Consider the following 23,194-nt stretch of genomic DNA (forward strand, 5'->3'; position numbering starts at 1 on the left):
ATTTAAAAAAAAACCATATCGAAAAAAAATGGTTATTTATGTATATTTTTTACAATTTACTAAAAACTAAAATTTCAGTTTAAAAATAGTTATTAATCATGAGAAAAACACTTGCAGCTGCACTTTTATTTATTGTACTCCCAATTTCTGTTTTTTCACAGATTGTAAAACCTGTAAAATGGGAATCCCGACTCAGCTCAACAGATATAAAGGCGAATTCCAGGATTGATCTTATATTTTCAGCCAATATAGATGAAGGCTGGCACTTATATTCTACAAAGATTCCTGATAACGGCCCGATTGCTACCTCATTTAATTATGATACTATTTACGGACTGGAACCGGTAGGTGAGATTCATACATCAAAAAAGCCAATTGAAAAATTTGATGTGTCTTTTAATATGAATCTGCAATACTTTGAAGGGAAGGTAGATTTTATTCAGACCTTTAAGGTGACTGATCCTGACCATGTACTGGTTAAAGGTTACGTTGAATTCATGACATGTGATGATGAACGCTGTATCCCACCGGATGACTATGATTTTGAATATGAGGTGGGAGAGGCCCAGGCTCAGGTTTTGCCTGAAACAAAAAATACAGAAACAACTCAGGGGCAGGCAACAGATCTGTCTCAGTCAGGAGCAACTGATCAAACCGGTTTATGGGGGTTTTTCTTCCTTGCATTTTTAGGGGGACTGGCTGCAATCTTTACACCATGTGTATTCCCGATGATCCCAATGACCATGAGCTTTTTTCTAAAGGGAAGCGAAAATAAGGCGCGCGGCAAGTTTAATGCATTGGTGTATGGCATATCCATTATTGCGATTTATACCATTGTTGGAACCGTTGTTGCTCTTGCCTTTGGTGCAAATTTTGCAAATTTTCTGAGTACGCATTGGCTGCCTAATATTCTGTTCTTTATTATTTTTATGGTTTTTGCGGCATCCTTTTTTGGCGCATTTGAAATTACAATGCCTTCATGGATCGTCAACAAATCAACCGCAAATGAAGAGAAGGGTGGTCTGATCGGGATCTTTTTTATGGCTTTTACACTGGTGCTGGTATCTTTTAGTTGTACCGGGCCTATTGTGGGAGCTATTTTGGTGGCCAGTGCAGGTGGTGCTGTGCTGACTCCAATCGTGGGTATGTTGGGTTTTTCTCTGGCATTTGCGCTCCCTTTCACCTTTTTTGCACTCTTCCCGGGGTATCTGAAAAAGATGCCAAAATCAGGTGGTTGGCTGAATACGGTTAAAGTTGTATTGGGATTTGTTGAGGTTGCACTTGGTTTGAAATTCCTGAGTGTGGCGGATCAAACCTATCATTGGGGGATTCTTGACAGGGAAATCTATTTGGCGATTTGGATTGTAACCTTTACGTTGCTGGGTTTCTATTTTCTGGGTAAACTTAAGTTCTCACATGACAGTGACGTTAAACATGTAACTGTATCACGTCTGGCTTTGGCGATAGTAACCTTTAGCTTTGTGGTTTATCTTATTCCAGGAATGTTTGGAGCACCTTTAAAAGCACTTGCCGGATATCTGCCACCACGTTCAACACACGATTTTGATCTGACCCGGATTATGCAGGAAAAGATCTCGGTGGCCGAAACGGATGATTCTCAGACTATTTGCGAGAAACCCAAATATGCTGAGTTTTTACATTTACCTCACGGTCTCGAAGGCTATTTTGATTATGATCAGGCCCTGGCTTGTGCACGTGAAAAAAATAAGCCCTTATTTATTGATTTTACAGGTCACGGTTGCGTGAATTGCCGTGAAATGGAAGACAGGGTATGGTCGGATCCCAAGGTGCTGAAAAGGCTCAAGGAGGATTTTGTGATCGTGGCATTGTATGTGGATGACAAAACGAAACTTCCTGAAACTGATTGGATAACATCAACATTTGATGGTAAAGTGAAAAAAACGCTGGGGAAGAAGTACGCAGATTTTCAGATTAGCAGGTATAAAGTCAATTCACAACCTTACTATGTACTGTTAGATAACAATGAGAATCTTTTAGAGCAACCCAAAGCGTACGATTTGGATGTGGACAATTTTATTGAATTTCTTGATAAAGCAACAAACGAATTTAACAACAGGGAATAGGGGAACCATCATCCAGATTAGTCTGTTCGTTAATCAGTTCCTTTAGTGTTACGGTTTTAAAATATGTTACAATCTGGTTGTTAAGTTTGCCCCAGAATCCCTTGGCAGCACAAATGTTTTCGCGTTCACATTTAATATTACGCGACAGGCAGTCAATGACACATATCCCGGGTTCAAAGGCACTGTGAATATCGAAGACAGTTATTTTTGAAGGTGATTTGGTTAAGATATAACCGCTTTTTTTCCCACGAACATTGGTAATTAATCCTGCAACTTTAAGGGCATGGATAATGTGATCAAGATATTTCAAGGAAATATCCTGATTGGCAGCAATATCTTTCTGAAAGATCCCTGTCTTCTGATCTGAATTAGCGATCTCCATCATTGCTCTTAATCCGTAACGTGTTTTAGTGCTGAATTTCATTGTAGTAGTTTTGAGGTCTGTTTGTCCTGATCACAAAATTAACGTAAACATCGTTATTTACTTTGATTAATCCAAAAAATTTTGATGGTGGTTCCAGTCCAAAATCTTTTAAATGTATGCAGTGTTTCCCTGAGATTGTATATGTACCATCGGGAAGAGGAACGACATAGCAATTAATCTTGTATTTTCTGGTTATGCCTGTTAAGGTTAATTCCACGGATAATTTTTCCGTATCAGGTTTGTCCTGATTCAACTGGTTCTGAATTACCGTGATATAGATATATGGAAATTCAGGGTATTTGAGCAGATTTAGAAAATTTTTTCTTAAAGTCACATTATCATTCTTAAAGTCAGAAACTTCAATCGATAATTTGTGTATCAGTCCAGGGTATCGCATAGAATCTGCTTCGTAAATAAACGAGTTAACATCATGGCTTTTTATTGTATTATGAAATGAAAAGGTATTGATGTTTGAGGTTCCTGATATATCAATATTTCCCGTATCGTACCCGGATTTGCCTTGTGCGGTACAAAAACAGCTGAACAGCACTGTTAAAATGATAATATGGAATTTTCTATTTAACATATAGAGGAAAAAAAACCGCACGACGGTGCGGTTTTTTTCTTGTAAAAGAACTATTAAAACTAGAATGAAATAGCTGCTTCAACAACTACGCCATTAAATTTACCACCATTTATTTCACCGAAAGCAGGTCCGTCATATTTCTGATTGACATAATCCAGTTTTACCAGAACATCATCCAGCATATGCCAGCCGCCACCAAAATTAACACGTGTAACTTTTGATCCTGCATTATCTGTCACATTATTCCAGCGTGTGCCAACATAAAATGCACCAATATTGTAGATGGCCTGAAGAGCTGTTTGTGTAAAGTGTTGATCGGCACCTCTTCTTACACCTGTCTCATCTTCATAGATACCAAAAATATTAAGACCTTTAAACTGTGCAAATATGTTAGCCTGGTAACTGTTCATTTGTGTCTGTCCTGTTCCCGGATCCCAACGTCCGGTGCTGCGGTTTGCAGGATCCATAAGGCTCTCGGTATGCCATAACATGACATCATAATAACGGGCACCTGCACGGTCTGCATTATACAGGTAAGATCCACTGTGTCCTTCCGGTACATGATAGCCGGATAATGAAACACGTCCTCTGAAATCATCTGTAAACTGTTTGTCATAAGCAAGTTTCCATAGGAAAACAAGGTCTTTGCCAAGATCATTTCCACGACCATAGTTCATTCTTCCATTGTTGGTTCCTACCATAGCCAGAACGCCATTATTACGATACATAATTTCCATTCCCGGGTTGGTGGTGTATGAATCCATGATCCAGTTACCTACGAACGGGTTATCAACTACATGAGCATTAGTGCTTCTATAGAAATGAGCATCACCGTAGTTTGGATTAAAAACGCCAGCCTTAATTGTCAGGTATTTCATCACCGGATCAGCTGCAGGTAAAAAAGGAAGATTGTCAATTGTCAGATAACCACCTTCCACCCAGGCATCATTATGATGACGTGAAGAAAGAAATGTATTCATATATAATTGAACGCCGGGACCCAAATCAGCGGTAATATTAAAGTTTGCTGATGGTAGGTTGATGTTATTTTCCAAATCAACCAATGAATCCGAACTCCCGTTAATTGAATGATTCAGAGCTTGATACTGAATAGCAAAATCGCCTCCCACTTTTGCCTTCACTTTTTCGAATTTCGATGCATCCAGCTTAGGAGCTTCAAAATTCTGTGCAAATCCGGTAACTCCGGTCAGCACAATAAGCACTGCTGCTATTAAATTTCTCATAATTGAATTTTTTAGAAACGTTAAAAAAATTATAATTATTAATTGTTCTCCGATAAAACCTGTGATTCGGTTTTTGTGAAAATAAAATCATATTCAATTGTAATGACATCGCCTGTTGTTATGGTGCCAAACATGGCAGTGGGGGCATCGATATTGTAATCGGACATTTTGAGCTTTAATGATCCTTTGGCTTCAAACTGATTATTGTTGTTTATAATTCCGGATACAGGAACATTGATTTTTTTAGAGACACCTGAAAGTGAAAGTGTTCCATTCAGCGTTCCGTCGAATTTGTCACTGCTGTTGTTTTTGATTGAACTTGCATCAAGTTTGAACAGAATGTCGGGGTGTTTTTTGGCTTTAAGCGCATCATGAGCTTTATCATCCATCATGGAATGGTCACTTTTAAGTGAATTGCTTTTGCAAACAAAATTGATGGATTCGAATGTCTTTAATTCGTTGTTTTCAAATTCCGTTGCCGTAAAACAGCTTACATCTTTTGCTTCCATCTCCCAGTCATGCAATGAGGATGTACCTTTAATAAGAAGATTACTTTTATCAAGTTTAAATGTCTCCTTTTGCTGTGCAGCCACTAAAAGCGGGAGCATCAGACTTAATACTATTAAAAAATGTTTTGTTCTCATAACCATAATTATAAACTATATATCCTATAGGAAAACTAGGATAAAATTATAAAGTGTTTTGTTCTCATAACCATAATTATAAACTATATATCCTATAGGAAAACTAGGATAAAATTATAAAGTGTTTTGTTTGTAACAAAATTATTAAGTAAAAAAATAGTTAATGAAGTGTGTAAATATCTTAATATTAGTATTTTGAAACTGGCTATTTGGAATTAGTTAAAATAATATAGCAACAATTTGACATTATCTTAACTTGATCCTGATAAAAACAATAAAGTGTTTGACTTTGGGTTAAACACTAATAAATGAATTATTTATGAAACCTAAAAAGAGAAAAATTCCTCACTATTAGAGTGAAAAAATACAGAATAGTAAAAAAAATCAGGATTTAGGGATCTTTTTAAGTATTTCAGTAAGATACAACCAGAATTTATTAACACTTTCAATATGAATGCGTTCATCGGGAGAGTGAGCGCCTTTTATGGTAGGTCCGAATGATACCATATCCAGATAGGGATATTTTTCAAGGAACAGCCCGCATTCCAGCCCGGCGTGAATTGCTTTAACGTCCGGTTTGGTGTTGAATGTATTAATATAGGTTTCTTCGGAAATATTTAAAATCGGCGAATTAAGATTCGGTTTCCAACCCGGATAACCATCGGAATGTTTTACGGTTGCTCCGGCAAGGCTGAATACACTTCTCAACATTTGTGATGCTCCCTTTCTGGCTGCCTCAACTGAGCTTCTCTGACTGGTAACAATTTCAATGTGGGTATCGTCCTTCATCTTAACAGAAGCAAGATTGGTGGAAGTTTCAACTAATCCTGGAATCGTCTTGCTCATGCCCAACACGCCGTGAGGACATGCATAAATGACATTCATAAGTTTGTTCTGTGCATCCCTGTCAAGAATATACTCAGGTTTGCCGGTTTCAAGGATTTCCATTTTAAAATCCGGTTCTGTTGCTTCAAATACCGATTTAATTTCGCTAATGTAAACCGGTAATTTCTTCTGCATCAGTTCAGTTTTATCTTTATGAACCAGAATAACTGCCTGCGCTTCTCTGGCAATCGCATTGCGGAGGTTCCCACCGTTAAAAGAGGATAGTTTAATACCAAATTCTTTGTTGCATTCCCAAAGGAATCGGTTCAGAATTTTATTCGCATTTGCCAATTCCTTATTGATGTCATCGCCTGAATGCCCGCCTTTTAAACCTTTAACTGTCACTGTATACGGTTGCATGTTTTGAGGAACTTCTTCTTTCAGAAATTCCATCAGTGCCAGCGTATCAATTCCACCGGCACATCCCATGTATAATTCTCCTTCGTCTTCACTGTCAAGGTTCAGCAGAATCTCTCCGGTCATAAAATCTTTTTCCAGGGCAAATGCGCCTGATAAACCTGTTTCCTCGTCAGTTGTGAACAAGCATTCAATAGGTCCGTGTACTAAATCATCAGCTGCTAAAATTGCAAGCTGCGCCGCAACACCAATGCCATCATCTGCGCCAAGTGTTGTTCCTTTTGCTTTGACCCAATCTCCATCAATAAAAGGCTGAATCGGATCTTTATCGAAATCGTGAACTGTATCGCTGTTTTTTTCGCATACCATATCTACATGCGACTGTAAAATAACAGTTTTCAGGTTTTCGAAACCTGCTGTGGCAGGCTTACTTATAAGCACATTCCCGGCTTTGTCCGTGCGTGTGTTTAAACCATGTGATTTACCAAATTCAACGAGATAAGCAATAATTTTTTCTTCCTTTTTTGAAGGCCTTGGAATTTGGCAGATTTCATTGAAATAGTGCCAGATAACTGTGGGGTTTAAATCTGTTATTTTCATTGCAGTGTGTTTATCACATGTTAAAACCCTTTAAGGGTTAATTAGTTCAAGCTGAACGACATTCTCTACATGGGCTGTGTGAGGGAACATGTCGACCGGTTGTACTTTTATTACGTTATACATATCTGATATCATTTCCAGATCACGCGCCTGCGTGGTTGGATTACAACTCACATACACAATACGTTTCGGCTTTGAATTCATAATGGTCTGAACCACATCGGGATGCATGCCGGCACGGGGAGGGTCCGTAATAATTACATCAGGCTGGCCGTGACTGGCTATGAATTCATCATTCAGGATGTCTTTCATATCGCCTGCGAAAAAGGAGGTGTTAGTTATTCCGTTCAGTTCTGAATTTTGTTTTGCATCGATAATAGCATCTTCTACATATTCAACTCCAATGACCTTTTTGGCGTTAGCTGCTACAAAATTGGCGATGGTTCCTGTTCCGGTATAGAGATCGTAAACTGTTTCGTTTCCGGTAAGTTCTGCATATTCACGTGTAACACTGTATAACGTATAAGCCTGTTTACTGTTGGTCTGATAAAAGGATTTTGGACTGATCTTAAATTGAAGGTTTTCCATGGTTTCCATGATATGATCCTTCCCAGAATATGTTTTAATATCCAGATCACTGATTACAGGATTTCCTTTGCTGTTAATGCAGTACGTTAGCGAAGTAATTTCAGGGAAAGTGTTTTTCAGGTATTCCATGACTTCTGCAATTTCATTTTTCCGGTTCTCATTGAATACTACTATAATCATGATCTCTCCGGTTGAGGATGTCCGGACCCATAACGTTCTTAAAAAACCGGTTTGTTCTTTCAGATCAAAAAATGAATACCCTTTTTTTACGGCAAATTTCTTTAGCCCATTCCGGATTGCATTGCTTGGTTCAGCCTGCAAATGGCAGGTATGAAGATCAAGAACTTTGTCAAATCGTCCCGGAACATAAAAACCTGCAGCTCGCCAGTCTTCGATTTCATGACCTTCCTGAAGTTCCTCGGCAGTTACCCAACGGTTATTGCAAAAGGTATATTCCATTTTGTTCCGGTAATAGTAGATATCTTCTGATCCCATGATTGGCTTTACTTCAGGAATATCCAGATGCCCTATCCTGATAAGGGAATCTTTAACATGTCTGGTTTTATAACGAAGTTGTTCTTCGTAAGGCAGGTTTTGCCATTTACAACCGCCACAAACGCCAAAATGCTCACATCTGGGTTCAGCCCTGACCGCTGACTTTTTGTGGATAGCCGTGACAAAACCTTCCATGTATTTTTTTCGTTTTTTGTTGACCTGTATGTCAACCACGTCGCCGGGAACAACGTTTTTGGTAAATACTACCATGTTGTCAACCCTTGCCAGGGCTTTTCCTTCGGTTCCAACATCTGTAATTTCGATGTTCTCAAGCAAAGGATGATTCTTTTTTCTTCCCATTCCGGAGTGTTGTTAATATTTTTGGTTTGTAACCAGACTAAAAAAGGAGTTTTATGATAAAACCCCTTTCAGATCATTCTCTTAGCGAATGATGGTATTGTAAGAAGATTACTTTTTATTGTTTTTGTAATCTACGATCTTGTCAATAAATACATCGAATAAAAATTCTGTATCTGTAGGACCACTTGATGCTTCGGGGTGGAACTGAGTGGAAAAGAATGGTTTGCTTTTGTGTTTGATGCCTTCGTTTGTATCGTCGTTTACGTTTACAAAAGAAGGTTCCCAGTCTTTTTTAAGCGATTCTGTATCCAGCACATATCCGTGGTTTTGTGATGTGATGTAGCAGCGGTTTGTTCCGAGTTCCCTAACCGGCTGATTATGGCTGCGGTGACCATATTTAAGTTTGTGCGTTCCTCCGCCTGCAGCCAGCCCCATCAACTGATTGCCTAAGCAAATACCGAAGATTGGTTTGTCATCATCCAACGCTTTACGGATATTTTGTACCGTAGCTTCACATACTTCAGGGTCACCAGGACCGTTCGAAAGCATGATGCCATCATAATCTTCCTGTGTGAAATCATAATCCCACGGTACTCTGATTAATGTGGTATCCCTTCTAAGCAGACAGCGGAAGATGTTATATTTAGCTCCGGTATCAACCAAAACTATTTTATGCTGACCATTTCCGTAAACTATTTTTTCTTTGCAGCTCACCATATCCACCAGGTTATCCTGGTTAGGATCGTAAAAATCAACATCTTCATCATCGGCTATGATTTTCCCCAGCATCACACCCTTTTCACGTATAATCTTGGTCAGTGCCCTGGTGTCAATACCAAACATACCCGGAACTTTATGTTCCTTCAGCCAGTCTCCCAGACTTTTATCCGCATTCCAGTGACTGTGTTCAGTGGAATATTCTGAAATAATAAAAGCACTCACATGAATCTGATCCGATTCATAGTATTGGGGAATTCCATTTTCTTTTTCATCACTGGGAACACCATAATTTCCTATGAGTGGATAGGTGGCAACCAGTAACTGGCCTTTGTAAGATGGATCTGTTAAACTCTCGGGGTAACCGGTCATGGCGGTGTTAAAAACAACTTCTCCGGCGACAGATTGATGATAACCAAATGATTTTCCTTTGAATACGGTTCCGTCTTCCAGTACAAGTTTGATAGGCTTAAACTCCTGCATTTTATCTGTTTTTTTTATTTACGGGCTTCCCCGAAATGAATGTTGGGGTTTGTCAGTCACCCCGAAACCGCGTGCAAAAGTAAAAAAAGGATTGATTCCATCCAAACGAAATAATACGATTGCACTGCTCAATTATTACGTATTTATGTAACAGAAAATTGTTTTTATCGTTCATCAGTTAGTGAATTACTTTTTAAAAAATATGTGTATTATTTTTTCATGTATCCTGATTAGGATATTGTATCTTGCTGAACCAAAAATTATAAAATGAAATACAGCGCTTTACTGGTAATATTATTCTTTTCTGTAGCAGTGGCGGCCAAAAAACCGGATGCAGATAAAATTCTTAAGGAAGGAAAGATGCTTTATACTCTCCAGGAAGCATCTGTTGTGGCAACAACACACTTCTTGCAACAATTTCCTGTCCTTTCAGAGAAAGCAAATGGCTATCTGTCATACATCAATGGAAATGAGATCAATACCATTATTTATTATCATTTCGATTCCACCCGGATTTTAGCCCGCTACCATTTTGCAGCATCACAACCGGATAAAATAGCAGGGATTCCGGAAACAAGACAACTGGTTCCTTCTGAATTGGAAGACGACCTGATAACCATGCGTGAAAAAGCCATTGAAAAGATTAAAGTTAATAAGGATGGTTATTATACCTATTACGACGGAGTGTCGTTTACATTGCTGCCAGTAATAAATAACCATGAACGTTGTGTATATGTTATGTCCGGCTCAAAAGTGGGTGATGTAATAATTCTTGGAAATGACTACCAGCTACGTTTTGATAAAAATAATAAATACCGTGGCGTGGAACGCATACACAAGTCATTGGTAAAACTAAGCACAAAAGCCGGGATGGATACCACCCAAAATGCAACCTTGCACAAGCATTTTATTTCTGAGGCAATTGATCCGACGGACATATGTACATTGTTACTCTATAAAGATCAGGTGGAGTGGGATTTACATTATGTGCTTAGCCGGAAGTATGTATCCGTTTTTGACCTTAAAAACGAAAAACTCGCTATCATTAAAACCAAAGACTGGAAGAAGATTGGATCAAGGATAATGAACAAAGAATGAGAAAGTTCTTTTTATTTTCAGTATTTACAGGATTCTGCTTGATTATATCAGCTCAGGATTCAGCCTTTTACACTTCTCTGGCTGATTCCACTTTACAACTTACAAAAGATGATGTGTTGTATGATCCATCATACTTTTCCATACCTTATCCAAACGGAGATGTCCCTTCTGACAGAGGTGTTTGTACAGATGTTATTATTCGCGCGTACCGGAAAGTAGGCACTGATCTTCAGAAAGAGGTTCATGAAGATATGAAAGATAATTTCGGGTTGTATCCTAAAATCTGGGGACTTTCACGCACCGACAAAAATATTGATCACCGCAGAGTACCTAATCTAATGGTATTTTTTAGCCGCTTCGGTGAGGAATTACCGCTTACAGATATTGGATCAGATTATAACGCCGGAGATATCGTGTGCTGGAATCTGGGTGGCAATGTTACACATATAGGAATTGTTGTAAACAGATTGAATCATGACAAATCGAACCTGATGGTTGTTCATAATATTGGCCAGGGGCAGGAGTTGGCAGATTGCTTGTTTAAATACAAAATAATCGGACATTACCGATACAGGAAAGTTGCTGATTAAAGCTTTGCCGGTTACAATTTTTTTAATTCGTTTAGGAAATATTCTCAAGACGCATTTAAAACTTCGAATAGTCCCGGATATCCGTAATTCGTGTAGAGATTTTACACAGTTTTCATATTTCTTCTACAAAAACTTACATCTTCAATACAGTCTGAAATAAAAATTTCTTTTCAATATGTTGATATTTAGATTGTTGTGATTTATATGTGTAGTGATATTTCTATGGAATATTATTTGCAACGTTTACATTAAAAAAAGCCATGAAAAGAAGTTTAAACAGATTAGTAGGCTTTTCAGTTAAAGCCAAGGACGGAGATAAAGGAAGTGTTAAAGACTTTTTATTCGATGAGGAACGATGGACCATTCGTTACCTGGAGGTAAAGCTGGGGAATATCTTTAAAAACCGAAAAGTACTGATTCCAAGAGTGAATCTTGGTGAACCTGAATGGATGAGTGAGCATTTTCCGGTTAATCTTGATATGGAGGTTATAGAAAAATCTCCGGGGATTGATTTTGATAGTCCTGTTTCGAGAAGATATGAGCAAATGTTGTTTAACCACTATGCCATGCAACCTTACTGGGCTCAGCAATATGCAGGATATTCGGGCATTGCTTCTATGCTTGATCCTAACAGACCGGTTCCGTCACGTTATCCTGAAAAAGTGGTGGATGAAAACGATATTGATACAAGTCTTAGAAGTTTTAATGAGGTCAGAGGATATACGATTGAGTCCACAGACGACAGGTTTGGGCATATTGAAGATTTGATTATTGAAGATGAAAACTGGCATGTTTTTTACGTTGTGATTGATACGAAGGATTTATTACCCTGGAGTAAAAAGGTCATGCTGCCTATTGAAGTGATTTCTGAAATAAGTTATGTTGGTAGAAAGGCGACCATAAAGATGACCAGAGATGATATCGAAGCAGCTCCTGAATTTGATCCTTCGATGGCTGTGAATGAAGAATATGAAAAAGTGTTATACGATTTTTATGGACGAAAAATTAAAGTTTAATCGACCATAAAAATTGAAATGGGTACTGGTTTGAACGTTTCTACATTTAAAAAGCCCGGCATTGCCGGGCTTTTTAAATGAAAGAATAAGTTAATTAGTTTAATTTAAGCTCTTTTATAATCTGTGCAATTTTTTCGTCTGCTTTTGCATTGGCAGCATCAAAATCGGCCCTGGATTTTAATTCCCCTTTTACTTCAAAATAAAACTTGATTTTTGGTTCTGTCCCCGAAGGGCGAACTGAAATTTTTGATCCGTCATCAGTCAGGAACTGCAATACGTTAGACGCTTCAGGGAAATCCAGTTTTGTAATATCACCTGTAATAAGATCTTTCGCTTCAAGAGACTTATAATCCTTCAGTATTTTTACAGGTGATCCACCTAATGTTTTGGGTGTGTTGTGTCTGAAATCTTCCATCATCTGTTTTATTTCATCCGCTCCCGCTTTTCCTTTACGCACTACCGATATCAGTTTTTCTTTAGAGAAACCATATGTCAGATATATATCCTGAAGCAGTTCATATAAGGATTTGCCGTTATCCTTTGCCCATGCTGCAACTTCTGCCATTACAGAACAGGATGAAACGGCATCTTTGTCACGCACGAAATCTTCAGGAAGGAAACCGTAACTTTCTTCACCACCGCAAATGTATTGTTTCTGACCTTCAAACTCACGGATCAACGAAGCAATCCATTTAAATCCGGTATAACAATCAAAATATTCAACTCCGTTTTTAACTGCGACTTCTTTTAGTGTTTCTGATGTAACGATGGTTTTAACAAAAAACTCATTTCCTTTGAGCTTACCTTTTGCCTTCCATTGTGTAATGATGTAGTAGGTGAGAAGCAATGCGGTCTGGTTTCCGTTAACCAGAATAAATTCACCTTTATCGTTTTTAATTGCAATTCCAATACGGTCAGAATCCGGGTCTGATGCCATAACCAAATCGGCATCCATTTCAGCCGCTTTATTCACAGCCATTTCAAGTGCAGCAGGTTCTTCCGGGTTTGGTGATTTTACCGTTGGGAAATCTCCGCTGACCACATCCTGTTCAGGAACATTAATGATGTTGGTAAAACCAAATCTGCGTAAGGCAGCCGGAATAATTTTTACTCCGGTTCCGTGTATAGGAGTATAAACGATTTTTAAATCTTTTTGACGTTCAATAGCCTCCGGGTCAAGAACAAGTGTGGCAACCCTGTCGAGATACATATCGTCGATTTCTTCTCCGATAATTTCTATCAGTTCCGGTTTACCCTCAAATTTAATGTCTTTGACATCTGTGATGGCATTCACTTCGTCAATTACATTTTTATCGTGAGGTGCAATCATCTGGGCTCCATCGTCCCAATATGCCTTGTACCCGTTATATTCCTTAGGATTGTGCGACGCTGTTAAGATAATTCCGCTCTGACAGCCTAACTCGCGAATTGTGAAAGACATTTCCGGCGTAGGGCGCAGGTCTTCAAAGAGATATACTTTAATGCCATTGGCAGAAAATATATTGGCGGAAGTCTCGGCAAACAGTCGGCTGTTATTTCTACAGTCGTGCCCAATAACCACTTTTATCGGATTTACATCAGGAAACTGCTTGATCAGGTAGTTTGACAGACCTTGTGTGGCTGCACCTACCGTGTAAATATTCATTCGGTTAGATCCGGCTCCCATGATACCGCGTAATCCTCCGGTGCCAAATTCAAGGTCCTTATAAAATGCATCAATAAGTTCTGACTTATCTTCTGCATCCATCATACGTTTGATCTCTGCTTTTGTTTGCTCGTCATAATTTCCGTCAAGCCATAGCTGGGCTTTCTTAATTACAGATTTTAATACGTCTTTATTATCCATTTTACTCAATTTTGATAAGCAAATATAGGTCAAAATCTGCGTTTAAGAAAGTAATAGTATTTAATAATAGGAATAAGTATATTTTGACAGGTATATTTCTGTAAAATATCAAAATTATAATTATATAAAATATTGTAAAATAAATATATAAATATTATACTGGTCCGTACCATGATGCATATAAAACCAGCTGAATTTTTAGTTTTTTTACGATAGGTTTATGTTTTATGCTGTTTTATTAACTTTTGTTGGGATCTTTAAACGATTTGTGACCATGAATCAGCAACAAACCGGTAAGATAAAAAACACAGGTATTCAGCCCTAAGATACGTTGTAAATATCGTGTGCGAATGATTTAAAAATAAATATATTACAATATTATTCGTAATTATAAATTATTGATAATTAATATGTTGTTTGATTTATTGAAAGTGTATTATTTTTAGAAGTAAAATGGCGCTGGGAGATAAAAAAAGCCGGTTTTAACCGGCTTTTAAATTGTGATATATGGTGTTTTTATTGCCATTCAGGAATGCTTTCCACATCGTATTTTCCGGCTTCAAGATTAGCCCTTACTTCGGAGAAAGCTTTAATGGTATATTCCACATCTTCTATAGTATGACTTGCAGTTGGAATAATACGTAGCATTAACTGTCCTTTTGGAATTACAGGATACACTACGATAGAACAAAATACATTATAGTTTTCACGTAAATCCATAACCAGGTTGGTTGCTTCAGGAACACTACCTGAAAGATAAACCGGTGTTACGGGTGATTGTGTGTGGCCAAGGTTAAATCCTTCAGCTTTTAATCCACTTTGTAGTTTGTTAACTACTTTCCATAGATTAGATTTCAGTTCAGGATTATTCTTTAGAATTTCCAAACGTTTTAATGCACCTTCAACAAGTGGCATTGGTAAAGATTTGGCAAAAATCTGTGAGCGCATATTATACCGTAAATAGTTGATGATTACTTCATCGCCTGCAATAAATGCACCTATGGAAGCCATCGATTTGGCAAAGGTTGAGAAGTACAGATCGATTTTATCCTGAACACCAAAGTGTTCTCCCGTTCCTGCACCTGTTTTACCCATGGTTCCGAATCCATGTGCGTCATCGACCAGCAACCTGAATTTGAATTTATCTTTTAAAGCGGTAATATCATCCAGTCTACCCAGGTCGCCTGCCATTCCAAAAACACCTTCAGTAATAACCAGAACACCACCTTTTTGAGTTTCTGCAAGTTTCACTGCCCGGGTGAGCTGACGTTCCAGATTTTCAATGTCATTATGCTGAAAAACGAAACGTTTTCCCATATGTAAGCGCATTCCATCAAGAATACAGGCATGTGATTCTGAATCATAAACAATTACGTCATTTCGGTTCACCACTGAATCAATAATGGATACCATTCCCTGATAGCCAAAGTTAAGCAGATAACTGTCTTCTTTACCTACAAAATCAGCCAACTGAGCTTCCAGTTTTTCGTGCAGACTGGTATGTCCGCTCATCATTCGTGCACCCATCGGATAGCCAAGTCCCCATTTGGCAGCTGCTTCAGCATCTGTTTTTCTTACCTCTGGATGATTGGCTAAACCAAGGTAGTTATTTAAACTCCAGGTGAGAACTTCTTTGCCCCTGAATTTCATGCGGGGATTGATTTCACCTTCCAGTTTTGGGAACATAAAATATCCATGGGCCTGTTGACGGTATTTACCTAAATCGCCCTGATCAGCTAGTATCTTATCAAATAAATCCACGTTCTTATGGTTTTAAAATTGCAATGCAAATGTAGTGTTTTTTAATATCTGTCCAAATGACATATATATTTTTCATAGTCAGTCTAAATAACCATGTAGCCTTGATTTTATCTGTCACATTTGCTTCTGAATATTGAATGGGGGCAGTTGTCCGGTTCAGACAAAAAAATGAAAAAATAATAAAAGCTTGATAACATTTTAATGTTTCGTACGTATTGGTTAAAGAATAATTATGTTGATCCGTTGAGCAAAAATTCATTAAAATAGCGGGTTATACTTTTTTTATTAGTGGGAATAACATAATTTTGCAGGGCTTTTGAAAATGAGAAACAGAACATTATACATACTGATTGCTTTGACCCTGTTATTTGCAGGGTGCGGAGAATACAACAAAGTATTAAAAAGTACAGATGCCGGTTATAAATATAACAAGGCGAAAGAGTATTATCTGGCCGAAGATTACAACAAGGCTGTAACTCTTTTTAGTGAGGTGTATCCGGTGATCCGGGGATCGGATAAATCGGAAGAAGCGTTGTATCTTATGGCAAATGCTTATTATGGGCAGGGGGACAACCTGATGGCTGGTCATTATTTTGGTACATTGGCTAAAACGTTCCCTAACGGACCGTATGTGCAGGAAGCATATTATATGGCGGCTTATTGTCTGTACCTTGATTCACCGAAACCCCGTTTGGATCAGGCTCCCACCAAGCAGGCAATTGATGCTTTTGAATTATATGTAAATTTGTATCCTAAAAGCGAAAATGCCGGAAAAGCATTGAATTATATTGATGAGTTGAGGGAAAAGCTTGTTCAAAAGGACTACCTGAATGCTAAATTATATTTTGATCTGGGCAATTACCTGGGAAATAATTATAAATCGGCCGTTATAACTGCAGAAAATGTATTAAAGGAATATCCTGATACCAAATACAGAGAAGATCTATCTTTTCTCATTTTGAAAGCAAAATATATGCAGGCCTTAAATAGTGTGGAATCAAAACTGGAAGAACGCTACCGCAGTACAGTGGATGAGTATTATTCGTTCTCCAATGATTTTCCTGAAAGCAGCCATTTGAAAGAGGCTGAGAAAATGTTTGAAGATTCACAAAAAGTATTAAAGCGTTTTAATTAACAGTTCAAATATGGATTATAAAAAATCAAAAGCACCTTTGTCTACCGTTACTAGAGACACAATGGAATTGAGTAGCGATACCGGTAACATTTATGAAACTGTGATGATTATTGCAAAACGTGCGAATCAGATCAGTGCGGAAATGAAAGAAGAGTTAAACAGAAAGTTACAGGAGTTTGCTTCCTACACGGATAACCTGGAAGAGGTATTTGAAAACCGTGAGCAAATTGAAATTTCAAAATTCTATGAACGTCTTCCAAAACCTGCTCTGATCGCTACAGAGGAATACATTGAAGACAATGTCTATTATCGTAATCCGGCAAAAGAAAGCAACGAAGCTTAATTCGCCCTGCGATGAGATTACAGGGCAAAAAAATATTATTAGGAGTCACAGGAAGTATAGCCGCTTATAAAGCGGCTTATCTTCTTCGTGGCCTTATCAAAGAAGGGGCAGAAGTACAGGTTTTAATGACACCTGCCGGCAAGGAGTTCATTACTCCCGTTACCCTTTCAGCTTTATCCGGGAAACCGGTTCAAAGCGAATTTTTTGCCAATGCCGATGGTACCTGGCATTCTCATGTAGATATGGGATTATGGGCCGATTTGATGATTGTAGCGCCGGCATCTGCCAATACACTTGGTAAAATGGCGCATGGTATTTGCGACAATCTGTTATTAACAGCATACATGTCGGTAAAATGTCCCGTAATGGTGGTACCTGCCATGGATCTGGATATGTTTGCGCATGCATCCACGCAGGAAAATATCAAAATCCTTCAGAACAGAGGTGTTGAGATTCTCGACCCTGACAGCGGTGCACTTGCAAGTGGTCTTGAAGGAAAGGGGCGGATGCAGGAACCGGAAGTGATCGTGAAGCATGTGATAGATCACTTTTCAAAAAAAAAAGCCTGAATAAAAAGGTTCTGATTACCGCAGGACCAACCTTCGAAAAAATTGATCCGGTACGCTTTATTGGAAATTATTCTTCCGGCAAAATGGGATATGCCATTGCCAGGGAATGTGCATTCCGTGGTGCGGAAGTTACGCTTATATCCGGTCCGGTTCAGCTTGAAACACCATCTTCTGAAATTAAACGCATAAATGTTACTTCGGCTCAGGAAATGTATGAAGCTGCCATGAATGCTTTTAAGGATGCAGATGTAGCGATTTTGAGTGCGGCTGTTGCAGATTTTACGCCGGAAACGGTTCAGAACAGCAAAGTAAAAAGAGGAAAGGAAGACCTGGTATTAAAACTTAAGCCCACCAAAGATATTGCCCGTTCTCTGGGTGAGGTTAAGCGGAATAATCAGTTTATGGTTGGTTTTGCCCTTGAAACCAACGATGAGGAAACAAATGCCCTTGGAAAGTTACAGCGTAAAAATCTGGATTTAATTGTGTTGAACAGTTTGAATGACGCCAACACAGGTTTTATGCATGATACCAATAAAATTACCATTTTTGACAAGAAGGGCAGACGAACTTTGTACGACCTTAAAACCAAACAACAGGTAGCTTCCGATATTATTGATTACCTGACTACATTTATTGCTGAATAATATCTCCCGTTAAAATTATTGTTTTGTTTGGGTATAACTATTCTTAGGTATATATTTGCACATTGACACACTTTTTGTGCAATTGTGTAATGAAATCACTAAAGACTACACGCGATAAAATTGTATCTGTTGCCCGTATTGTATTTGCAAATCTGAGTGTTTACAAGACAACGATGGAAGATATTGCCAAAGCTTCAAAAATTGGCAGACGTACCATCTACAGCTATTTTGGATCAAAAGAAGAGTTATATTCTGAAGTCGTAAATGTTGAAATCAACTCTATTCTTGTAAAGCTGAAAGCGGTTACCAGGACCCAGCATGCACCGTATATTAAATTAAACGAAATCTTTATCGCCCGCATGAAAGCTGTGGAACATTTATCTATGAAAAATGAATCGTTACGGAAAGATTTTCTGAACAATATTGACCGTATTGAAAACCTGAGAAAAAACCTGGATATTAAAGAAACTGAGTTAATCGGAAATATCCTCAAGGAAGGTATTGAAACTGAAGATTTTGAACTCAAAGATCCTGACAGGCTTGCGTTTGTTTTGCAGCGGTCGTTAAAAGCCCTGGAAGTGCCTTTTATTAAAGATGCTTTTGGTGAATGGAGTTGGGAAACGTTGGATGTATATTATAAAACTTTATTAAAAGGAATACACAAGTAGGAAAGGTTATGTTTATTGAGAAGATTTCACATTATATCCCTGAGGAACGCGTTCCTAACTCTTATTTTAAAGATGTGAATGGTTTGGATGACGAATGGATATTTCAAAGAACCGGTATTAAGACCCGGTCCAGGGCGGCAGAGCATGAGAATTCAAATACAATGGCAGTAGAAGCTGTTCGTAGTCTTGAAAAATACCTGGATGGTGTTGATCTTATTGTTGGCGCTTCTTACAGTCCTTATGATACTGTTGCTACAATTGCACATGTTGTTCAGAAAGAGTTTGCGCTTAAGGGAGCTAAAGCGGTCGTTATTTCTTCGGCCTGTTCTTCGCTTATTAATGCGGTTGAGATTGTAGAAGGCTATTTTGCCATGGGGAAAGCATCAAAGGCTTTGGTGATTGCATCGGAACACAATTGGTTATACAGCAATCAAACAGATGAGAAAAGCGGACATTTATGGGGAGATGGGGCAACAGCAATTTTGTTAAACAGTAGTGAAGTTCCCGGTTCACCTGAAATACTGAATATTTTTACCGAAGGTTTGGGGGATGTCGGTCAGGGTCCGGATGCAGTATTTCTGAGGCCTGCCGGAGAAGGATTGGAGATGCCCAATGGTAGAGACGTGTTTATTCATGCCTGTGAATATATGGAAACAGGCTTGATGAAGGTTCTGGATAACAGAAATCTGGACAAAAAAGATCTGGATTATATTATTCCGCATCAGGCCAATGACAGAATTATTCAAAACCTGTCGCAACGTATGAAATTTGATTACAACCGCATATTCAGAAATATCGACAGACTGGGTAATACGGGATGTGCCAGCACGGGAATTTGTCTTTCGGAAAACTGGCAGGAATTCAAAAAAGGCGATCTGGTTGGTATCACAGTCTTTGGCGGTGGTTATTCGTACGGTGCTATGTTAATTGAATTCTGAATTTGTTTGCTAATAATCGTAATCTGCGCAGGTGCAGAACAAAAAAGGGGACCAAAAGATCCCCTTTTTACTACTATGTTTTTCGTTTAACTCATGACTTCGGGTAAAAATGTGGCAATCAGACAAAGTTGTTCTTTTTCCGAACATGGCTTGCTGGTAATTACTTTTTGCTTCAGATAGTTTTCCCTGTTTACATGTTCTATACTGTATTGTTGTGTGTAGGTTGCCAATCGTTTTGGGAGGTATTTTATTCCTAATACACCATTTTTGCAGGTATATGCAACTTCAAATCCATCCGTTCGTACAATATAGGTTTTGCACCTTTTTTCTTCCAAAACGCCGATATAAACAGGCTTGTCTAAATTATCGTAATGAACCACATAGGTTGGAAGACTTTCACCTTCTACCTCAATAAGATTTACTGCTCTTTTCAACCAGTATCTGCCCAGATCGGTATGGGAATCTTTCACAATGGTTGGGAACTTTGTAGAGAACGAGAACAAAGTGATACTTATCACCATCAATCCTAATAATTTAACCTTTGTTTTCATGACACTTATTTTTTTTGGTTATCGCTCAAAATTCTGGTTCAAAATTAAGGCGGATTTCGTCAGGATGGAAGCTATATTCTGTGATTTACAGCAGTTTGTCGGTGTATACAGTTTTTGTGGGTTTTTTCTGTATTCAGCCTCATTACCAAACCATTTACCGATAACCTGTAATGCGGTGTAACTTTTTTGAATTACAGTAATCGCCGGTATATTGGAACAAAAAGGGGATCAAAACTGATCCCCTTTTCCTTCTTTAGCTTGTTAGTGTAACTCTCCTTATTGCATAATATCAGGAAGGTATTGTGCGATTAAATTCAGCTGAGTCTTTTCTGTGCATTTTTTCTGAGTTATCACTCTTTGTCTTAAATAATTAACTCTGTCAATGCTTGCTTTTGATTTCTCAACAGGGAGAGTGGCCAGGCTTTCCGGCATATAATTGATTCCAAAGATTCCGTCTCTACAAGCGTATGCCACCTCAAAATCATCTGTTCTTACCAGAAAAATTTTGCAGTTTGGTACAGAATATACACCTATATAAACGGGTTTGGAAAGATTGTCGTAGTGGATTACATAAGTTGGGACTTCCTGATCATTAACTTCCATAGCATGCGCGGCTTTTTTCAAATAGTACTTGCCGAGTTCCGAGTTTGAATCGTTTACAATCGTCTCTGCATTTGTGGTAAATGCAAACATTGTGAACACTAACACTAATAATCCGAAAAGTTTACCTGTCGTTTTCATGACTTCAATTTTTATGGTGATTAATAATTTTTCTGATTCAAAGGTATGGCGGGATATGTCGTTTATGAAGCGAAAATCTGTGAGTATCAGCCACTGGTCGGTGTGTGAAGAAAATTAACGTTTTGGGCCGAAACCGGTGTATTCACCTCCCCATTTACCGAAAATTCAGGTTTTTTTGTAACTTTTTCAGATGACTGAAAACGTAAAGGCGGAAATTTCTTCCGGTTCATACAACAAGCCTTTAAGTTTTCTTGTTATCACCTGTAAACGTTGATACATATAAAAGTTGAATTATGAGAATTCTGATAATCGGAGGAGAAGGGACAATAGGTCGCAAAGTCTCGGAGTATTTTAAGCAAAAGCATGAAGTTATAATAGCCGGAAGATCCGGAGGAAATATTCATATTGATATTACCAGTAACGATTCTATTAAAAAAGCACTGGATGAAACAGGGAAGCTCGATGCCATTGTGAATATTGCCGGTGCTACCAAGTGGGGAGCTTTTGCCGATCTTACCGAAGAAGATTATTATGTTGGCATCAAAAGTAAGTTGATGGGGCAGATTAACCTGGTAAGGATAGGAAAATATTATCTGAATCCTAAAGGATCGATAACACTGACTACCGGAATTTTAGGGGATGATCCTGTTGTAAATACAACGGCAGCTGCTATGGCAAACGGAGGTATTCAAAGTTTTGTAAAAGCTGTCGATCTTGAAATAGAGAATGAGATTCGTATCAATGCGGTTTCTGTGGGGTTGGTTGAAGATGCATATGAACGCTTAAAAGATGCGTTTCCCGGCCATATTCCTGTGCCTATGAATGTTGTTGTTCAGGCTTATGCAAGAAGTGTGGAAGGAAAAGACAGGGGGCAGATTATCCGAAGATACTAAAAAGAAAATTTATGTATTAAGTTAAGATTTAAAAATTGTCTTAAACCTTATTTTGAGAGTCTTGATACTTAACTCTTAATTACTGTTGTCCGGTTTAAGCTTCAGAGATTCCTCGCTTCACCCGGAATGACAGGTATTTGTTGGCAGTTGGGCTGGAGGATTGTCATTCTGAGCGTAGTAAAATGAAGCGGAGAATCTTTAAGTAATATTGATTTTTAGCCGGACAACAATGATTCCTGATTCATGTGTCTTATAAAAAAAGAGGTGCCCAAAACGGACACCCCTCAACTTCTACGTAAATAATTATTAATCAAAATATCTATGAGACTTATTTCATGACCTGGGGCAGATAAGCTGCAATCAGTTTCAGTGCTTTGTCGTCATTTGGGTTATTCGGTGTAATGACACGTTGATTCAGAAAATGTTCGCGGTCAATTTTTGACATTACAACTTCTTCATCCAGTGTGGCCAGTTTTTTAGGCATGTATTCTACACCAAACTTACCTTTTTTGTTTACATAAGCAATTTCAAACCCATCAGTTCTTACAATATAGGTGTTTCCTTTTTTACTTTCCAATACGCCAACATAAACCGGGTAAGCCAGGTGATCGTAATGAATCACATAAGTTTCTAAAGCTTCACCTGATACTTCAATAACGTTAACGGCTTCTTTTAACCAGTATTTACCGAGGTCCGAGTTTGTTTCGCCAACAAGGGCAGAAGCACTGGCTGTAAATGAGAACATTGAAATTGCTAACACTGCTAATCCGAAAAATTTGTTGATTGTTTTCATGATGCTATTTTTTTATTGTTTAAATGTTTTTGTTTTTAATTCTGATCCAAAAGTATTGCGGTTTACAAAATCTATGAACAGTTTATCTGTGAATCCGGGCTTTAAATCGGTATATGGCTG

At 38.2% G+C, this 23,194-nt stretch carries 23 protein-coding genes; 11 read left to right on the forward strand and 12 right to left on the reverse strand.

Annotated features, from left to right (window positions below; all coding sequences use genetic code 11):
• Positions 1-98 precede the first annotated feature (98 nt).
• On the forward strand, positions 99-2,105 hold the full coding sequence (locus ACE1ET_RS00990; RefSeq protein ID WP_375726488.1) for a protein-disulfide reductase DsbD family protein: 2,007 nt from the start codon (positions 99-101) through the stop codon (positions 2,103-2,105).
• Here ACE1ET_RS00990 and ACE1ET_RS00995 read toward each other — a convergent pair.
• The 7 genes from ACE1ET_RS00995 to carA all read right to left on the reverse strand — a co-directional run bounded on the left by ACE1ET_RS00995 (position 2,089) and on the right by carA (position 9,488).
• Positions 2,089-2,529 (reverse strand): RrF2 family transcriptional regulator, encoded by a 441-nt coding sequence (locus ACE1ET_RS00995; protein WP_375726489.1) that lies wholly within the window; start codon positions 2,527-2,529, stop codon positions 2,089-2,091. The two genes, ACE1ET_RS00990 and ACE1ET_RS00995, sit on opposite strands and share 17 nt — an antisense overlap.
• A complete protein-coding gene (locus tag ACE1ET_RS01000) occupies positions 2,513-3,115 on the reverse strand; it encodes a YceI family protein (RefSeq protein ID WP_375726490.1) in 603 nt (200 codons plus the stop codon). The genes ACE1ET_RS00995 and ACE1ET_RS01000 overlap by 17 nt, the downstream gene beginning before the upstream one ends.
• A 59-nt stretch (positions 3,116-3,174) precedes the next feature.
• Positions 3,175-4,359: a hypothetical protein gene (locus ACE1ET_RS01005; RefSeq protein ID WP_375726491.1), complete on the reverse strand. Its 1,185-nt coding sequence runs from the start codon at positions 4,357-4,359 to the stop codon at positions 3,175-3,177.
• A 38-nt stretch (positions 4,360-4,397) separates the two neighbouring features.
• Positions 4,398-5,003 carry a YceI family protein gene (locus ACE1ET_RS01010; protein ID WP_375726492.1) on the reverse strand — a complete coding sequence of 202 codons (606 nt, stop codon included), beginning with the start codon at positions 5,001-5,003 and terminating at the stop codon, positions 4,398-4,400.
• Positions 5,004-5,387: 384 nt separating this feature from the next.
• Positions 5,388-6,845 (reverse strand): aminoacyl-histidine dipeptidase, encoded by a 1,458-nt coding sequence (locus ACE1ET_RS01015; RefSeq protein WP_375726493.1) that lies wholly within the window; start codon positions 6,843-6,845, stop codon positions 5,388-5,390.
• A gap of 30 nt (positions 6,846-6,875) precedes the next feature.
• Positions 6,876-8,288 carry a 23S rRNA (uracil(1939)-C(5))-methyltransferase RlmD gene (gene rlmD / locus ACE1ET_RS01020; RefSeq protein WP_375726494.1) on the reverse strand — a complete coding sequence of 471 codons (1,413 nt, stop codon included), beginning with the start codon at positions 8,286-8,288 and terminating at the stop codon, positions 6,876-6,878.
• 108 nt (positions 8,289-8,396) lie between these two features.
• Complete coding sequence (gene carA, locus ACE1ET_RS01025; protein WP_375726495.1) at positions 8,397-9,488, reverse strand: glutamine-hydrolyzing carbamoyl-phosphate synthase small subunit; 1,092 nt, start codon at positions 9,486-9,488, stop codon at positions 8,397-8,399.
• Positions 9,489-9,755: 267 nt separating this feature from the next.
• On the opposite strand from carA, the gene ACE1ET_RS01030 reads away from it, so the two are divergent.
• The 3 genes from ACE1ET_RS01030 to ACE1ET_RS01040 all read left to right on the forward strand — a co-directional run bounded on the left by ACE1ET_RS01030 (position 9,756) and on the right by ACE1ET_RS01040 (position 12,192).
• The gene (locus ACE1ET_RS01030; RefSeq protein ID WP_375726496.1) at positions 9,756-10,586 is read left to right on the forward strand and encodes a hypothetical protein; all 831 of its coding nucleotides are present in this window, start codon (positions 9,756-9,758) and stop codon (positions 10,584-10,586) included.
• Positions 10,583-11,176 (forward strand): DUF1287 domain-containing protein, encoded by a 594-nt coding sequence (locus ACE1ET_RS01035; RefSeq protein ID WP_375726497.1) that lies wholly within the window; start codon positions 10,583-10,585, stop codon positions 11,174-11,176. Before ACE1ET_RS01030 ends, ACE1ET_RS01035 begins: the two co-directional genes overlap by 4 nt.
• 260 nt (positions 11,177-11,436) lie before the next feature.
• A complete protein-coding gene (locus ACE1ET_RS01040) occupies positions 11,437-12,192 on the forward strand; it encodes a PRC-barrel domain-containing protein (protein WP_375726498.1) in 756 nt (251 codons plus the stop codon).
• A gap of 94 nt (positions 12,193-12,286) precedes the next feature.
• Here ACE1ET_RS01040 and ACE1ET_RS01045 read toward each other — a convergent pair whose 3' ends face one another.
• Positions 12,287-14,038 carry a phospho-sugar mutase gene (locus ACE1ET_RS01045; protein WP_375726499.1) on the reverse strand — a complete coding sequence of 584 codons (1,752 nt, stop codon included), beginning with the start codon at positions 14,036-14,038 and terminating at the stop codon, positions 12,287-12,289.
• A gap of 516 nt (positions 14,039-14,554) precedes the next feature.
• Positions 14,555-15,799 carry an aminotransferase class I/II-fold pyridoxal phosphate-dependent enzyme gene (locus ACE1ET_RS01050; protein ID WP_375726500.1) on the reverse strand — a complete coding sequence of 415 codons (1,245 nt, stop codon included), beginning with the start codon at positions 15,797-15,799 and terminating at the stop codon, positions 14,555-14,557.
• 322 nt (positions 15,800-16,121) lie between these two features.
• On the opposite strand from ACE1ET_RS01050, the gene ACE1ET_RS01055 reads away from it, so the two are divergent.
• The 6 genes from ACE1ET_RS01055 to ACE1ET_RS01080 all read left to right on the forward strand — a co-directional run bounded on the left by ACE1ET_RS01055 (position 16,122) and on the right by ACE1ET_RS01080 (position 20,096).
• A complete protein-coding gene (locus ACE1ET_RS01055; protein WP_375726501.1) occupies positions 16,122-16,934 on the forward strand; it encodes an outer membrane protein assembly factor BamD in 813 nt (270 codons plus the stop codon).
• Positions 16,935-16,944: 10 nt separating this feature from the next.
• The gene (locus tag ACE1ET_RS01060; protein WP_375726502.1) at positions 16,945-17,277 is read left to right on the forward strand and encodes a DNA-directed RNA polymerase subunit omega; all 333 of its coding nucleotides are present in this window, start codon (positions 16,945-16,947) and stop codon (positions 17,275-17,277) included.
• An 11-nt stretch (positions 17,278-17,288) separates the two neighbouring features.
• Entirely contained in the window at positions 17,289-17,846 is a 558-nt protein-coding gene (locus ACE1ET_RS01065) for a flavoprotein (RefSeq protein ID WP_375726503.1), read from the forward strand.
• 14 nt (positions 17,847-17,860) lie between these two features.
• Positions 17,861-18,490, forward strand: coding sequence for a phosphopantothenoylcysteine decarboxylase domain-containing protein (locus tag ACE1ET_RS01070; protein WP_375726952.1), 630 nt, complete (start codon positions 17,861-17,863; stop codon positions 18,488-18,490).
• Positions 18,491-18,579: 89 nt separating this feature from the next.
• Entirely contained in the window at positions 18,580-19,158 is a 579-nt protein-coding gene (locus ACE1ET_RS01075) for a TetR/AcrR family transcriptional regulator (protein ID WP_375726504.1), read from the forward strand.
• Positions 19,159-19,166: 8 nt separating this feature from the next.
• Positions 19,167-20,096, forward strand: a complete 930-nt coding sequence (locus ACE1ET_RS01080) for a 3-oxoacyl-ACP synthase III family protein (protein ID WP_375726505.1) — start codon at positions 19,167-19,169, stop codon at positions 20,094-20,096.
• An 86-nt stretch (positions 20,097-20,182) separates the two neighbouring features.
• Here ACE1ET_RS01080 and ACE1ET_RS01085 read toward each other — a convergent pair whose 3' ends face one another.
• The gene (locus ACE1ET_RS01085) at positions 20,183-20,647 is read right to left on the reverse strand and encodes a hypothetical protein (protein WP_375726506.1); all 465 of its coding nucleotides are present in this window, start codon (positions 20,645-20,647) and stop codon (positions 20,183-20,185) included.
• A gap of 276 nt (positions 20,648-20,923) precedes the next feature.
• On the reverse strand, positions 20,924-21,388 hold the full coding sequence (locus tag ACE1ET_RS01090; RefSeq protein WP_375726507.1) for a hypothetical protein: 465 nt from the start codon (positions 21,386-21,388) through the stop codon (positions 20,924-20,926).
• A gap of 293 nt (positions 21,389-21,681) precedes the next feature.
• Between ACE1ET_RS01090 and ACE1ET_RS01095 the strand changes: the two genes are divergently transcribed.
• Positions 21,682-22,281 carry a short chain dehydrogenase gene (locus tag ACE1ET_RS01095; protein ID WP_375726508.1) on the forward strand — a complete coding sequence of 200 codons (600 nt, stop codon included), beginning with the start codon at positions 21,682-21,684 and terminating at the stop codon, positions 22,279-22,281.
• Positions 22,282-22,609: 328 nt separating this feature from the next.
• Here ACE1ET_RS01095 and ACE1ET_RS01100 read toward each other — a convergent pair whose 3' ends face one another.
• Positions 22,610-23,074, reverse strand: a complete 465-nt coding sequence (locus ACE1ET_RS01100; protein ID WP_375726509.1) for a hypothetical protein — start codon at positions 23,072-23,074, stop codon at positions 22,610-22,612.
• Positions 23,075-23,194: the final 120 nt, after the last annotated feature.

It is taken from the genome of Quyinboa mangrovi, from assembly GCF_042219825.1.
In the GTDB taxonomy this organism is placed as follows: Bacteria; Bacteroidota; Bacteroidia; order Bacteroidales; family UBA5342; genus JBHJHP01.

Coding starts and splice junctions, on each gene's coding strand:
- ACE1ET_RS00990 (WP_375726488.1), top strand. CDS start 99: ATGAGAAAAACACTTGCAGCTGCACTTTTATTTATTGTACTCCCAATT.
- ACE1ET_RS00995 (WP_375726489.1), bottom strand. CDS start 2,529: ATGAAATTCAGCACTAAAACACGTTACGGATTAAGAGCAATGATGGAG.
- ACE1ET_RS01000 (WP_375726490.1), bottom strand. CDS start 3,115: ATGTTAAATAGAAAATTCCATATTATCATTTTAACAGTGCTGTTCAGC.
- ACE1ET_RS01005 (WP_375726491.1), bottom strand. CDS start 4,359: ATGAGAAATTTAATAGCAGCAGTGCTTATTGTGCTGACCGGAGTTACC.
- ACE1ET_RS01010 (WP_375726492.1), bottom strand. CDS start 5,003: ATGAGAACAAAACATTTTTTAATAGTATTAAGTCTGATGCTCCCGCTT.
- ACE1ET_RS01015 (WP_375726493.1), bottom strand. CDS start 6,845: ATGAAAATAACAGATTTAAACCCCACAGTTATCTGGCACTATTTCAAT.
- rlmD (WP_375726494.1), bottom strand. CDS start 8,288: ATGGGAAGAAAAAAGAATCATCCTTTGCTTGAGAACATCGAAATTACA.
- carA (WP_375726495.1), bottom strand. CDS start 9,488: ATGCAGGAGTTTAAGCCTATCAAACTTGTACTGGAAGACGGAACCGTA.
- ACE1ET_RS01030 (WP_375726496.1), top strand. CDS start 9,756: ATGAAATACAGCGCTTTACTGGTAATATTATTCTTTTCTGTAGCAGTG.
- ACE1ET_RS01035 (WP_375726497.1), top strand. CDS start 10,583: ATGAGAAAGTTCTTTTTATTTTCAGTATTTACAGGATTCTGCTTGATT.
- ACE1ET_RS01040 (WP_375726498.1), top strand. CDS start 11,437: ATGAAAAGAAGTTTAAACAGATTAGTAGGCTTTTCAGTTAAAGCCAAG.
- ACE1ET_RS01045 (WP_375726499.1), bottom strand. CDS start 14,038: ATGGATAATAAAGACGTATTAAAATCTGTAATTAAGAAAGCCCAGCTA.
- ACE1ET_RS01055 (WP_375726501.1), top strand. CDS start 16,122: ATGAGAAACAGAACATTATACATACTGATTGCTTTGACCCTGTTATTT.
- ACE1ET_RS01060 (WP_375726502.1), top strand. CDS start 16,945: ATGGATTATAAAAAATCAAAAGCACCTTTGTCTACCGTTACTAGAGAC.
- ACE1ET_RS01065 (WP_375726503.1), top strand. CDS start 17,289: ATGAGATTACAGGGCAAAAAAATATTATTAGGAGTCACAGGAAGTATA.
- ACE1ET_RS01075 (WP_375726504.1), top strand. CDS start 18,580: ATGAAATCACTAAAGACTACACGCGATAAAATTGTATCTGTTGCCCGT.
- ACE1ET_RS01080 (WP_375726505.1), top strand. CDS start 19,167: ATGTTTATTGAGAAGATTTCACATTATATCCCTGAGGAACGCGTTCCT.
- ACE1ET_RS01085 (WP_375726506.1), bottom strand. CDS start 20,647: ATGAAAACAAAGGTTAAATTATTAGGATTGATGGTGATAAGTATCACT.
- ACE1ET_RS01090 (WP_375726507.1), bottom strand. CDS start 21,388: ATGAAAACGACAGGTAAACTTTTCGGATTATTAGTGTTAGTGTTCACA.
- ACE1ET_RS01095 (WP_375726508.1), top strand. CDS start 21,682: ATGAGAATTCTGATAATCGGAGGAGAAGGGACAATAGGTCGCAAAGTC.
- ACE1ET_RS01100 (WP_375726509.1), bottom strand. CDS start 23,074: ATGAAAACAATCAACAAATTTTTCGGATTAGCAGTGTTAGCAATTTCA.